Origin of the sequence: Pseudanabaena sp. CCNP1317, assembly GCF_034931345.1 — a bacterium.
Taxonomy (GTDB): Bacteria; Cyanobacteriota; Cyanobacteriia; order Pseudanabaenales; family Pseudanabaenaceae; genus Pseudanabaena; species Pseudanabaena galeata.
In genome coordinates, this window is record NZ_JAYGIF010000105.1 from 36,861 (window position 1) to 51,649 (window position 14,789).

General features: G+C 44.7%; 7 protein-coding genes. 3 read left to right on the forward strand and 4 right to left on the reverse strand.

Annotation, left to right across the window (positions count from 1 at the left end; translation table 11 throughout):
* The first annotated feature begins 13 nt into the window (after positions 1 to 13).
* The gene (locus VB775_RS19210; RefSeq protein ID WP_281005806.1) at positions 14 to 3,547 is read left to right on the forward strand and encodes a PAS domain-containing protein; all 3,534 of its coding nucleotides are present in this window, start codon (positions 14 to 16) and stop codon (positions 3,545 to 3,547) included.
* A gap of 150 nt (positions 3,548 to 3,697) precedes the next feature.
* Here VB775_RS19210 and VB775_RS19215 read toward each other — a convergent pair whose 3' ends face one another.
* Together VB775_RS19215 and VB775_RS19220 are read right to left on the reverse strand one after the other, a co-directional pair.
* Positions 3,698 to 6,448 (reverse strand): phycobilisome rod-core linker polypeptide, encoded by a 2,751-nt coding sequence (locus VB775_RS19215; protein ID WP_281005807.1) that lies wholly within the window; start codon positions 6,446 to 6,448, stop codon positions 3,698 to 3,700.
* A gap of 632 nt (positions 6,449 to 7,080) precedes the next feature.
* Complete coding sequence (locus VB775_RS19220) at positions 7,081 to 8,238, reverse strand: glycosyltransferase family 4 protein (RefSeq protein ID WP_281005808.1); 1,158 nt, start codon at positions 8,236 to 8,238, stop codon at positions 7,081 to 7,083.
* Positions 8,239 to 8,406: 168 nt separating this feature from the next.
* On the opposite strand from VB775_RS19220, the gene VB775_RS19225 reads away from it, so the two are divergent.
* Positions 8,407 to 8,844, forward strand: coding sequence for a protein disulfide isomerase family protein (locus VB775_RS19225; protein ID WP_281005809.1), 438 nt, complete (start codon positions 8,407 to 8,409; stop codon positions 8,842 to 8,844).
* A 255-nt stretch (positions 8,845 to 9,099) separates the two neighbouring features.
* Positions 9,100 to 11,811: a type I DNA topoisomerase gene (topA, locus tag VB775_RS19230; protein WP_281005810.1), complete on the forward strand. Its 2,712-nt coding sequence runs from the start codon at positions 9,100 to 9,102 to the stop codon at positions 11,809 to 11,811.
* 247 nt (positions 11,812 to 12,058) lie between these two features.
* On the opposite strand, the gene VB775_RS19235 is transcribed toward topA, so the two are convergent.
* Both VB775_RS19235 and VB775_RS19240 read right to left on the reverse strand, forming a co-directional pair.
* Positions 12,059 to 13,021: a protochlorophyllide reductase gene (locus tag VB775_RS19235; RefSeq protein WP_281005811.1), complete on the reverse strand. Its 963-nt coding sequence runs from the start codon at positions 13,019 to 13,021 to the stop codon at positions 12,059 to 12,061.
* A 342-nt stretch (positions 13,022 to 13,363) separates the two neighbouring features.
* Positions 13,364 to 14,686, reverse strand: a complete 1,323-nt coding sequence (locus VB775_RS19240; RefSeq protein WP_281005812.1) for a CHAT domain-containing protein — start codon at positions 14,684 to 14,686, stop codon at positions 13,364 to 13,366.
* Positions 14,687 to 14,789: the final 103 nt, after the last annotated feature.

Sequence of the window (14,789 nt, forward strand, 5' to 3'; positions counted from 1 at the left end):
TTGTGGTAGCGCAGTGAAATCGTCCCACCAAAAAACGGCGGAAACTTTACACAAGGCTGTTTTGCGATACAATAATGATTTTAAAACTGTCTTAATGAGCATCTCCCCCAAGCGATCGCTATTCTCCAAAGTTCCACTTAGCTTGGTGCTAATTGTTCCATTTGTAACATTAGTTGTGGGGACTGTTACATTAGTTAGCTATTTGTCTTATCAGAGTGGACAGCAAGCGATCGCAAATTTAGCTAATCAGCTACTGCGCCAAACCTCAGAACGGGTAAGCGATCGCCTCGATACCTATTTACAGCGATCGCAGCAGATTGTCGCAGCTAATCAATTAGCAGTGAAACAAGGAACCCTAAATCTTGATGACAAAGAACAACTACGACAACAACTTTGGCAACAAATTCTTTTAAATCCATCACTGCCAGCAAGTAGTTTTTGGAGCGAAGAAGGTACAGTGGTTGGCTATTTGCGAGTTGATTCCCAAGAGGTACAACAACTTGCTGAAAAAGCCACAGGTAAACCTATTCCTCGTGGCTCCATTTTCTTTAACGAAGTCACCCCTAATCAGCGACGATATTATACTGTTGACCCGCAAGGTAAGCCATTTCAACTATTTTTACAATCTAACGATGACTTTCGCAATATTACTTGGTACAAGCAAGCAAGAGCGATCGGGAAACAAGCATGGACACCCATATCTTTAGCAAGAGTTATCCCCACCCTGCAAACAGTTGCGGTTGCTCCAGTCATTGATACCACTGGCAAATTTTATGGTTTTTTTACTGCTAACTATCTCTTGTCAGATATCAGCCTATTTCTCTCTCAGTTAAAATTTACACCCACTGGACAAATATTTATCATCGAGAGATCGGGCGAGCTTGTGGCAACATCTGTAGCTGAGGAAGCTTCGGGATTAAAAAAGATTGATGGACAGGTTATGCGACTCACGGCGATCGGCAGTCAAGATAAATTGACAAGGGAAGTTTCTAAACAACTACTTCAGCAACTTGATAGTTTCGATCAACTCAAGGAATCCAGACAGTTTGATCTAAATATTGAAGGATATCGTCAATTTGTGCAGATTACTCCTTATCGGGACAAATATGGATTGAACTGGCAGTTAGTGACCGTGATTCCAGAATCTGACTTCATCACCGAAATTCAGGAAAATGCTTATCGTACAGGACTTTTATGCATTTCTGCTCTAATAGTTTCTGTGGGAATAGGGATTTGGACATCTCGACGTATTGGGCGATCGCTGTCTTATCTTACTAAAGCCACCAAATCTTTTTCTGAACATCGTCTTGAGCAACCAATCCCCAATACAACTATTACTGAAGTGCAAGCTTTAAAAGAAGCTTTACATCAAATGATGGTTGATCTCCGAGATGCCGATCAAATGCGCTTGAATTATCAGCAAGATTTGGAGCGACAGGTTGCAGAAAAAACAGATGCTCTGATTGAAGCCCAACGCATCGCCCGCGTGGGGAGTTGGGAGTTGGATGTCAAGACTGGGCTAATCACTTGGTCGGCTGAAATATACCGTATTCTTGGAGTTGATCCCACAGCAGACTCACCTAGATATCCAAATGTTATTGACCGTATTATTCCAGAAGACCGATTTAGACTTTGTACAGCCATAGATGATGCAATCACCAACGGCACGCCCTACAGTATTGAATATGGCAACTTTCTCCCCGATCGCTCCATCTGTTATCTTCTTAGCCGTGGAGAGCCAGTATTTGATGAACAGGGAAAAGTAATTAAACTCCGTGGTACGGCTCAAGATATTAGCGATCGCAAACAAGCCGAAATTGCCCTAAAACAAACACTAAAAGAACTAAATTATCATATTGAAAACTCTCCTTTGGCAACTATTCGATGGAATCACGAATTTCGGGTGGAATATTGGTCAAGTCAAGCAGAATTAATATTTGGGTGGAAATCGGCAGAAGTTCTGGGCAAAAAAATTACTGATTGGAAATTTATCCATGAAGATGATCAAGAAATAGTTAATCAAGATATCCTCATATTGATGAGCGGGATAGGTGTTACCTGTGCAAATCGCAATTATCACAAAGATGGCACAATTCTTTACTGCGAATGGCACAATTCGGCGCTATCTGATGATTCAGGAAATTTGATATCAATGTTGTCGCTAGCTCAAGATGTAACCGATCGCAAACAAGCAGAATTTGCTTTAGCCGAAGCTAAGGAGATCGCAGAAACAGCAACTAAAGCTAAAAGTGCATTTTTAGCAAATATGAGTCATGAAATCCGTACACCTATGAATGGTGTGATCGGTATGACGCAGCTTCTAGAGACTACTGACCTTACAGAAGAACAAGCAGATTTTGTGAAAACCATTAAAGACAGTGGTGAAACTCTGTTAACCGTGATCAACGACATTCTAGACTTCTCTAAAATCGAATCAGGAAGATTAGAAATCGAAGAATGGGAATTTGTATTAGAAGATGTGGTGAGTGGAGTTTGTAAGTTACTAGAAACCCAAGCGAAGAATAAAAATATTAGGCTCCAATATGCGATCGCCCCTGTAGTTCCAGACATTGTGATCAGCGATTATTCTCGTTTGCGTCAAATCTTGCTAAACCTTGTTGGCAATGCGGTGAAATTTACCCATCAGGGGCAGGTCTCAATTTTAGTCAGTGGTACCCCCCTAGGTTTCCAGACCTCGTTCCCAGAAGCAAAGAAGGACAAATCTCTTGATTCCCCAGAGTCAAAGGAATTAGGTTTGAAGGATCGGTATCAGCTAAAGTTTACGATCGCAGATACAGGTATTGGCATCAAAGGCGATCGCCTTAATCACCTATTTCAACCCTTCACTCAAGCTGATGCTTCCGTTAGTCGGAAATTTGGTGGAACTGGCTTAGGACTGGCGATCAGCAAACGCCTCGTCGATTTGATGCATGGCACTATTTGGGTGGAAAGCTGTGGTCAAGTTGGTGGTTATCCTCCCGCAGGCTGGCAACCTTTACTAGAGCCTCAAGGATCAACATTTCACTTTGAGATCGTAGTCTCAACTAGTGAAAAAATTAAACAACCCCTAGATTCTTCTATCAAGAAAGTAGCGATCGATAAACAGATTGCCGAGAAATTACCGTTAAAAATTCTTTTAGTAGAAGACAATCAAGTTAATCAAATGGTTGTTTGTTCACTGCTCAAAAAACTTGGTTATGAAGTCGCTGATATTGCTAATAATGGATTAGAAGCAGTCCAAGCTGTTAAAGATCATAACTATGATTTGGTATTAATGGATTTGCAAATGCCAGAAATGGATGGATTAACAGCCACAAAGATTATTCGTACTGAATTAATGAGTCAAGTCAGGATTGTCGCTATGACTGCTGATGTGCTACCTGATGATCGTCAAGCCTGTGTTGATGTAGGCATGAATGATTACGTCAGCAAACCGATTAACATCGAAGAAATTATGCGTGTAATTTCGAGCCAAAAAAACTATCTCCCTACGAATCATCCTAATTCACAAAAGTATGACGATACTTTTACCAATTGGGATAAGTGACAGAAAGAACCTATTTAATGTGCGATCGACAAAAGCGAAAAATGGTAAGAATCGCTAAGCGATTCTTACCATTTTTCGCCATTTACGTCGTGCAAAGCACGACGCAAATGGCTATATTGAAATCACGTTTTTTAAGCTAGAAGCTAGTCTCTAAACTGTGGTTGGGATTTTCGATTTTACTGGTGCAAAGCTAGGCACAACAATCGATTTATCCTGCTTGGTGAGGCGATCGTATAGTTCCTTAGTATTAGGGTAGTTAGCCGCAGGGAATGTCTCGAAGCGGTTATAAGGTACAACATCTTCGCCAAATGCATCGAGGAATTCACGGCTGTTAACCATTTCCGTAACCATTGCCTTGATGCCACTAGTTGCCAAAATTACATTATATTTGCGGATTTCAGCTTGATCGAGGGGCGCACGTCCTAAGAAGTGCTTTGTACCCAACTCGATCACCTTGGTGTTGGGGAATGGTGCGTAGAATTCCTTGATATAGAGTTCGGATGTACCGATCGCCAAGATGAATTCCTTGACCGTGGTTTCTTTGTTGAGCAACTTGGAAGTAAATTGGCTGAACTGTGCGTCAGCAACATAGGCATCCATGTCACGCTCGAACACTTGACGGTAAGCAGCACGAACCAAAGCGCCTGTTTCTACAGGATCGGTGGTGGTGAGCTTGAAGATCTTGCGTTGTTCGCGTTTCTTGTCAACACCTTGGTTGATGCGATCGCGAATCGATACAGAAGAACGCTCTTCGGTGACTTGACCAAGTTCGATGAACTTAGCTGTTGGCTCAACCACGACCTTAGTGCCTTTCTCTTCACCCAAGGTGCTGTTACGATTGTTGCGAAGTGATACACCTGCGGGGGTCAGATAGCGCTCGTAAGGAACCGTATCTTCACCGAAGGCTTGCTCATATTCCTTGGTATCAAGGATTGCATCTACAACAGCGTAGAAACCTTTCTTTGATGCGAGATCAAAGTAAGCATTCATCTCAGGACGACCGTAGGTAGGACGACCCAAGAGGCGGCGATGGGTAAATTCGATCGCCTTACAGACATAAAGCTTAGTCCAGTAGCGATCGCGGAAGATCGGTGACTTCGCCAACATTCTGACAAACTCACGCACGGAAATGTCACCATTTTCTAGCTTGATTTCTGCGAGGGTGAGGCGCTGACCAGAGTAAGGAATAAAGCCAATGATTTGTAGATAAAGAGCACGAATCACTGCTTGGGTAGAGCTTTCCGAGTTGGTGATGCTCAAGCCCTTTACCGACGATTTTCTAGCACCTTTACCGATCTTGACGTTATCGCGGAGAGTTTGATCGAGCTTGAATACCTTGGGACTCATCGGATCGATTGAGCCAGTTGCCGATGGGTTGCCAAGTTGGTTGGTGATACCAGCACCATTGCGGATCAAGATGCGACGGGTATCTTTGCCAAAAGGAGCAGGGGAGGCGCTGGGGTTGCGGGTTTCTTTGGGGAAAATCGCGCCAAACGTAATTTCCAGAGGATCGTTACCAGCACCGTAAACATGCTGATCAGGCAATGGATTCTGATAAGCCGCAAACAAGGTGATGAACTGAGGAACCTTGCGGAAAGGTGCAGAGTAGTTGAACAGGTCAAACTGTGCGCCCCAGTTACGGGCTGTTTGAGCTTCTTGTCCGTATCCACGTTGATAAGGTACGGTTTCTTCGCCGAAGTAGTCGCTGTACTCTCTGGAGTTAACTAGCGCATTGACTAGGGCGGGTAGACCACCTTTGGAAACGATCGCAAAGTAAGCAGCAACTTCTTCACGACTTTCAGGTGAGCGTCCAAGGAAATGCTTGAATGCTAGTTCTACAGCGCGGGAGTTGATGAAAGGTAGGAAAAACTGATCGCGGTATAGCGGCGATAAACCTAAGCGACGCACAAATTCACGTACCGAGATTTCGCCATTCTTTACCTTAGAATCAAGATCCGAAATACCTTGGCTATAAGCACGAGCAATATCACGCTCGAAAACTTGACGATAGGCAGCTTTGACAACTGCATTCTTTTCAGCGCCAGTCATCGCTGCCTTCATCACAAACTTCTGACGACGCTCTGCGGTGTTGAAGTAGATCTGAGGTAGAGAGAGACCTTGTAGGTCAGGAGAGTTGCGCTGACGGACTTTAGGTGATGGGGTCGCGGCTTTGAATTCAGCGATCGCCACATCCATATACTGCTTAATAATTTCAATCGCAGTAGGATCGTTAACGAAATAACTTGCTGCTGCTTGCTTCATAGTTTGTAAAGCAACGATCGTGGCATCGGTCGAGCAAGCTGCTTCGATGATTTCACGCAAGCCACGCACGTTTTGAGCAAGGATATTGGGGTCACCAGCAACGATCGCATAGGTGGCATAACGCAAGAACCATGACAAGTCACGCAGGGACTTCTTCATGCGGTCTGCGCCATATCGGGAAATATTAATTGGGCGGAAATTAGGTGGAGGCGTATCTACAACTCCAATAAGCCCTGTATTACTGAAGAAATTTTTGATGGTTCCTAAAAAGCCACCTTCGCTTGCTTCAGTATAAGTGGTTGTCCCAAGTTCCATGCCGACCTTGACATCAACCACGCGACCAGCGCGATCAACTTCAAGCACTTCTGAGCCTTTGGGCTTTTCCAAAAATGCCATGGCTGATCCACCCGTAAAAATACGGCTAGCCGCCTTGGAAACGATATTGTCTGAGTTTTTGGTCAAAATCGCAGCAATTTCGATGCGCTTTAGTCCAGATTGAAAGTATGTGGACAGATCATCTAGTTCGCTACGAGTCGCGAAGCGATCTTGTTGCTCTATCTGGGAAATTGTGGAAGTTATAGCGGTCTGATATAGACGAGGGCGGGCATTTACTGCACCACTTGACGCTGTTACGCTCATGTGTCTGCCTTGTGATCTTTAAAGGGTATGTAAAAAGTCGAAATAATAACTACCCAGTATAGGGTTTTCCAACTAAATATCTAACTCTATCTCATCAGAAAATGCTGCATTTACAGGTATTTCAACCAAAAACTAACGATAAGTTTTGTAAAGCAAGCACCTTGGTGATGCTGTGTATTCATATATAGGTGTATGTAGGACATAAGCGCGATCGCCCTGCATACACCTATATTTTAGATTTTGTTAAGCTGGATCTAAATTTTAGTCGCCAAATTAGTTGTCGGGCAACCAAATCAACAAGACAGGTAAAACGAAATTTCAAGCATTGCATCATCGATTGAACAAACCAGACCAATATCTGAAAATCGGGGCTTGCTATTAAGTAGATGGGCATAATTAATTACAAACCCAAACCCGTAAAGTTGCGCCCCTGCGGGGCGCAACTTTACGGGTTTGGGTAATTTATTCTGCACAGGTACATATCACCAATCCTAGCGATCGCCGTTTACCGATCTATGCACTTCTCGGTGTACCTGAAGTCTGGAGTTACAGCACTTTGCACTCTAAGTAAACTAAAAATCTAGAAAGCTGTCTCGCCCGCTACGCGGGCGAGACAGCTTTCTAGATTTTAATTATGGCGAGCTACTTAGATATTTTAAATCGCGCCAAGCCTGTTCTACAAATTCCAAAAACTCTGCTTGAAATCTCTCCGTTGAGAAGCGCATCGCATTTTCGTGACAGGTTGTAGGTGATATGCGATCGCTATTTCGCTCAAATTCAAGCACTGCCGCACGGATACTCACCACCGTCTGCTCCGCAAAAAATACACCCGTGGGGCGATCGCAGTCTAAGCCACATATTGACTCACATACACCACCACGTCCATAGGCAATCACTGGTGTACCGCAGGCTTGTGCCTCTACAGGTGTAATCCCAAAATCCTCCTCAGCCGCAAACACAAAGGCTCTCGCCTTTTGCATATATTCGCGCAAAGCCTCTGGTTCTAGATGACCAAGAAATTTGATGTTACTGCTTGCCTTCGCCCGAATCTTTGCCATTTGTTCTCCATCACCAATGACGATCAAGGAGCGATCGCCCATCTGCGAAAAAGCTTCCACAATCAGATCAATGCGCTTATAGGGAACTAATCGGGAAGCGGTGAGATAGAATTCCTGCTTTTGTTCATAAAGTGTGTAATTTCGCAAATCTACGGGTGGATAGATCACTGTCGCCGATCGCCGATAAACCTTCTGAATCCGACGGGCAATAAATTCGGAATTTGCGACAAATAGATCGACTCCGTTGGCTGTGCGCGTATCCCAAATTCTGATTTGATGCAAGATCCATCTCGCAATCCAGCTTTTAATTCCCCGTTCTAAGTTTGATTCTTTAAGATATTGGTGTTGCAAGTCCCAAGCATAACGAATCGGGGAATGCACATAGGAAATATGTAATTGGTGGGGCGAAGTTAGTACTCCTTTGGCGACGGCATGGGAACTAGAAATAATTAGGTCGTATGCCGATAGATCAAGCTGCTCGATCGCTAAGGGCATAAGTGGCAAATATTGGCGAAACTTAGTTTTGGCGAAGGGTAATTTTTGAATAAAAGTTGTCTTAACTGGTTTATTTTGAATAAAGCCCCGTTGCGAATCATTGAGAAAATCTACGACTGCAAACAGATCAGCATGGGGAAATAAATTTAAAATCTGTTCAACCACGCGCTCCGATCCTGCGTAGGTCACAAACCATTCATGAACGATCGCAACCTTGAGATTTTCTAAGTTTGGCATAATCAATTTCTAAGGTAGGGTGGGCAAAGCCCACCTTATTAATTTTTGGTGTGGGTGTTCAGCATTGCGGCGCGAAGCGCCGCAATGCTAATTCTTCTCTGGGAAGGGAGTAACCTACTCAGTGTTAATAATTATGGTTAAAATAGCAACGTTGAACGGGTCTACTTTATGAAGTTTCACAGATTATCTTCAGCATTGGCATCTGTTGGTCTAGCGATCGCTAGTATCACAGGGTTTTCCGTTGTGACATTTTCTTCGCAAAGGCCTGAGGCGGCGATCGCTCAAGAAGCTGCACCGACTGTAACGACATCATCAAGCGCCAACAAGATCGCCCTAGCCAAACATTTACGAAAAATTGGCGCAAAGCTCTATACCGCCTACTGGTGTCCCCATTGCCACAATCAAAAACAACGATTTGGTAAGGAAGCTGTAAAACACTTAGAAGTGATTGAATGCGATCGGCGCGGTGTCAAGCCTCAAACCCAACTTTGCCGAGACAAAAAAATTCGAGCTTATCCCACATGGGAAATTAACGGCAAGCTGTACCCTGGAAATCACTCCCTAGAAAGCATTGCCAACTTTTCTCAATATCGTGGCAATTTATAGGTTGTTGGCAACAAGCGATCTTGCAAGATATGGCTTTACATGCATTAATTGAGTCCTATGCATTAAATTGCTGAATTTGCAACTAGTAGTTGCGGGTAACTTGATAGTGTAGTTACCATCCTACTAAAAAATAGCAATTTTCTGCATAAACATTGTATATAGGTTAAGAAGGTATTTGATAAGCCATTAATTTTGATAATTAATAGTTTATTGATCTTCCCTTTATTTTGATTACCGCGAACCTTGCAGGCTAATATGTCTACCCTTGTTATTGTCGAATCGCCCACTAAAGCCCGCACCATTCGCAACTTTTTGCCTGCTGGATATCGAGTAGAGGCATCTATGGGTCATGTGCGCGATTTGCCACAATCAGCTAGTGATATTCCTGCCGACCTAAAGGGTACGGAATGGGCTAAGCTCGGCGTGAATGTTGATGCCGACTTTGAGCCACTCTACATCGTGCCAGACGACAAGAAAAAGATTGTCCGCGAACTCAAGTCAGCGTTAAAAGGTGTCAAGGAATTGATCCTAGCGACTGACGAAGACCGTGAAGGGGAAAGTATTTCTTGGCATTTATTGCAAATCTTGCAACCCAAAGTACCAATTAAGCGCATGGTTTTCCATGAGATCACCTCTGAGGCAATTAAGGGCGCATTAAAAAATTGTCGCCAGATTGACGATCGCCTTGTCCATGCCCAAGAAACGCGCCGCATTCTCGATCGCCTTGTGGGTTACACCCTCTCACCTTTGCTATGGAAAAAAATCGCATGGGGCTTGTCGGCTGGGCGCGTGCAGTCCGTAGCTGTGCGGTTAATCGTCAATCGTGAACGTGAACGCCGCGCTTTTAAATCTGGTAGCTATTGGGATTTGAAGGCAAATCTCTATGCTCCGAAACAGGAATTTCCTGTGCAGCTAGTCTCGGTCGGCGGCACAAATGTGGCTACGGGTAAAGACTTTGACGAATCGACGGGCAAAATTGCCAGAGGTCGCAAGGTTTTATTGTTGGATGAAGCGGCGGCGATCGCATTGCAACAGCGTTTAAATGGCAAAGTCTGGTCAGTGAGCAATCTGGATGAACGCCCCACCACCCGCAAGCCTTCACCACCTTTCACCACCTCGACCTTACAACAAGAAGCCAACCGTAAATTGCGACTATCAGCACGGGACGCGATGCGCGTAGCTCAAGCCCTGTATGAGCAAGGCTTTATTACTTACATGCGTACTGACTCGGTGCATCTCTCACAACAGGCGATCGCCGCAGCGCGTACCTGTGTGACCACGATGTACGGCAGTAACTTCCTCAGCAAAGAGCCGCGCCAGTATGTGACTAAATCTAAAGGCGCACAGGAAGCCCACGAAGCCATCCGTCCCGCAGGTGAAACTTTTCGCACACCGCAAGAAACAGGGTTGTCAGGACGGGAATTAGCGCTCTATGACCTAATTTGGAAGCGCACCGTTGCCTCACAAATGGCGGATGCTCAGCTAACCATGCTCAGTGTGCAGCTAACCGTTGAAGACGCAATTTTCCGAGCTTCAGGCAAACGTATTGATTTTGCAGGATTTTTCCGCGCCTACGTCGAAGGCTCCGACGATCCCGATGCCGCCCTTGAAGAAAAAGAGGTAATGTTGCCTCCGCTAAAAATTGGCGATCATCCTGTTTGCCGTGAGTTAAATACGGTCGGACATGAAACTCAACCTCCCGCCCGCTATACCGAAGCTGCCCTCGTAAAAATGCTCGAAAGTGAAGGCATCGGTCGTCCTAGTACCTATGCCAGCATTATCGGTACAATCTGCGATCGCGGCTATGTGCAGCTTGTGAATAATGCGTTGATTCCCACCTTCACGGCTTTTGCTGTTACCAGTTTATTAGAGGAGCATTTCCCCAACTTAGTCGATCCTAGTTTCACTTCTAAAATGGAACAAACCCTCGATGATATTTCTACAGGCAGCGTGGAATGGCTACCCTATCTCAAGAAATTTTATTCGGGTGAACAAGGCTTAAGCGGACAGGTAAAGTCTCGCGATAGTCTCATTGATGGCGAAGCGGCGCGAACAGTACGTCTTGAAGGCTTAGATGATGATGTCAAAGTCAAAATCGGTAAGTTTGGTGCTTACATTCAAGTTGGAGAAGGCGATCGCACTGTTAATTCTTCCATTCCTCAGAACCTCACTCCTTCCGATTTAGTGCCTGAAAAGATTGAACTCTTACTTAAACAGAAACTGGAAGGTCCCGATCAAGTCGGCATTCATCCAGACCTGAATGAGCCAATCTTTATGATGATGGGGCAGTATGGTCCCTATGTGCAGCTAGGTCAAGCGACAGAAGCTGTTCCCAAACCTAAACGCGCTTCATTGCCAAAGGGAATGCAACCAGAAAATGTCACCGTTGATATTGCTGTCAAGTTATTGGCTTTGCCACGTACATTAGGCGCTCATCCTGATACTGGTAATCGTGTGTTTGTGAATACGGGACGATTTGGACCCTATGTTTGTCATACCAAAGGTAATGGCGACAAGGATGACAACCGATCGCTAAAATCGACTGATGATCCCTACAGCATCACCTTTGAACGCGCCTTAGAACTACTAGCGCAACCCAAAACTCTGCGAGGAGCGGCGGCAGCAAAAGTATTGAAATCCCTTGGCAAACATCCCAGTGATGATGAAGCGATCGAAATTCTCGATGGTAAGTATGGTGCATACGTGAAGCATGGCAAGGTCAATGTATCTCTAACTAAGGAGCAGACTGTGGAAGGGCTGACCTTAGAAGAGGCCTTATCGATGCTAGCAAGTAAGTCTGGCAAAAGCACTAGTAAGCGCACTAAGTCCGCGTCTAGCGAAACTAAGAAGACTACTACAAAAAAGACTACTACCAAGTCCACCGCAACTAAAGCTACAACGACTAAGACCGCCGCTAAAACTACTAAAAAAGCCACAACCACCAAAAAGGCTGCTGCAACTAAATAACTGATGTTACGTGGAACGCAGATGATGAATCTCTTGCTACTAGCGTCATAGGGCAAGCACGGGGGCATTGCCCCTACCTGAATAATTCATGTCCTGTAGGGGCTGCGCCCCCGTGCCAGCCCTCAATATTGAGGATCGCAAGAATTCCTTCCACGTAACATCAGTAAATAAAAGAAAAGCGGCGCGATGCGCCGCTTTTCTTTGGCCAGAGTGATGGCGGCGCGAAGCGCCGCCATCACTCTTTTTTTTATACGAGTCTGACTAACTTCGCACTCAAGTCCCACATGCGTTCAGCTCTAGCATCATCACGGGCTTGGGGAGAGACAGTCTGCACAAAAGATTTACCATCCTTTTTCTGACGATTACCCCAACTCCAGTAGGCTCCCGATTGCTTGTATTCAGGATCAGCGATGACAGCAGCAACTCTCTCTCCTGATAGCTCCTGAGTAACATATCCCTTAGTGATGTTCTTTTGGAATAGTGGGAATAGCTTCTGAAAGAGAGGGTAGTGATTACGGAAGAGAGGCGTGTCAGCGACACAACCAGGGTAGAGGGAAGTAAAGGTAATCCCTGTGGATTCATGGTAGCGGCGGTGCAATTCGCGCATGGTCAAGATATTACAAACCTTGCTCTCTTTGTAGGCACGAACTGGTTCAAACTTTTTGCCATTTGCCATCGAGATCGGTGGTTTGAAGCCCTTCTCAAAACCTTCAAGATTACCAAGATCAGGTTGCGGAGGAATCTTGCCACCCAGTTCGTCGGGGTTGTGGGTAACGGTTCCCAAAATGACCATACGGCGATCGGGATGGGTGGACTTTTTCATATCCTCTAGCAGGAGATTGCAGAGGAGGAAGTGGCTGAGGTGATTGGTGGTCATCGTCAACTCAAAGCCTTCAGGCGATCGCAGGGGTTCTTTGAGTAAAGGCATATAGATAGCAGCATTGCACAACAGAGCATCAAGGGGCATTCCTGTTGCTCGGAATTTAGCCACAAATTCGCGCACACTGACCAAGGAACCCAGATCTACTTGGATGATCGTGTAACTATCTTTAGGAATACCGACAGATTCGGCGGCTTTTTCGGTTTTGGGGATATTGCGGCAAGCCATAACGATATGCCAGCCTTTATCTGCCATTGCTTTGGCTGACCATAAACCAACGCCTGAAGATGCACCTGTAATAATGACTGTAGGTTTGTGAAATTGTGACATTTTTAAGAATTAATCTATAGACTTTGACTAGAATTTTACAGCGATTTGGGATTAAGCGACAAATGGGAGTCAAAGCTTTACGCTGAGAGTATTTGTAGAATATTAATGGCGATCGCTTAGCGTAGCTCATACCTCTAAGATGGTGTTATATCTATAGCTACCTATATCAAGTGTGAGGCGGCGCTTCGCACCGCCTCACACTATTTGGGTTTTATGTCCTAACAAGAAAGGCGACAGCTATAAGTAGCTATGCATAGCAAGCAAAGGCAATTTGCAAATTCACAAAAAAAGTCGGAGATCTACGCATCTACAGGTTTCTTTTGATGTTTAAGCAAAAAAATCTTACAATCCATTACCGATCGCAAAAAATGCTGACCAATAATTAGGATGATTGTATTGTGGCGATTTGATCAAGGCAATTTGCGATCGACGTAATGCTTCCGTAACCGTGACATCCCCTTTTTGAAGTTCACCATAAAAAGCACTCATGAGTGCTTGTGTGCCTGCATCATCAACTTTCCAAAGAGAGGCGATCGCATTTTTTGCACCTGCTTTCTGAACTTGATAACCAAAGCCTAAGATTTCCACCCCATCGCCCAGCTTACCAACTCCAGTCTGACAAGCACTCAGCACAATCAAATCGATATTTGGGATTTGCCAATCGGTGATTTCATTGAGACGGATTTTGTCGCCGTTGCCAAAAATGATGAAGGAGTTATCTGGTACACCAATGTTAAATTCGGCATGGGTGGCGAGATGCAGAATATTATGGTTTTTAAATTTTGATTCGATCGCTTGGCGGCTGAATTGATCTTCGATAAGTGTGACTGAGTTATTAAAAGAGTTGGCGATCGCTTGAACTTCCTTAAGGGTTGCGGGTAAAGCTGTTTGTCCATGCTTTTGCTCTCCTGCTTTACCGCCAAATGCTCCTGCTAGGATATTGGGTTGTATATTTTGATTTGGGGTAAAGTCGAAGAGGCTATAGGCAATCAGATTACTAATGCGATATTTCTCAGCTAACCATTGTTTGTCGTCATAGAGTGCGGCAATGGGAATATAGCGCAAGATGCCATCGGGTGCATAGAGGATTGTGGTAGCTTTGGCTTGGATGAGTTCGGCTTCGATGGGTTTGATCAGCAATTGGTAGAGTTGTGTGGCAGGTTCTTTGACATCTTCAGAGCCAGCATCAAGGAGTCCAGCCCTAAAATCAGTTACTAGGGTTTCTAGTTCTTTTTGAGAGATTTTGACGGTGCGACTGATGGGGATGGTGTTGGGTGAGAAGAGGATGATTTCTATGCGATCGCTTAAAATCAGAGGATAAAGTAAGGCAGTTCCTTGAGGGATTTTTTGGAGATAGTCGGGTACTTTGTTGATTTCTGATTTGGGAAGTTGTTGGATCTGCTTAGCAAGTTGGCTGTTAATTTCAGAACTATTCTCAAAGCTAACCGCTAATAGCTTATCGCTAATCGCTTTCTCTGGTGATAAAAGTCTCACTCCTTGAGCCGATCTGTCACTGCCTTTGATGTTTTTGAGATAGTCTTCGAGTTCTTGAACTTTGAGCAGGTCAAGGACTTGCAGGGCTTCGATGATCCGACCTTGTTGGAGCAGAATATCTGCGAGGTTACGATAGGTCTTTTCAATGGGTGCGACCTCAATACAATACAATTATTAGACAGCAGCAGGAAACCCATACTGATTGAGATTGTCCCAGAATTGCTCCCAACGAGTAGAAGTTAAAACTAAAGCTCTTAAACTCAAAATTATGCTC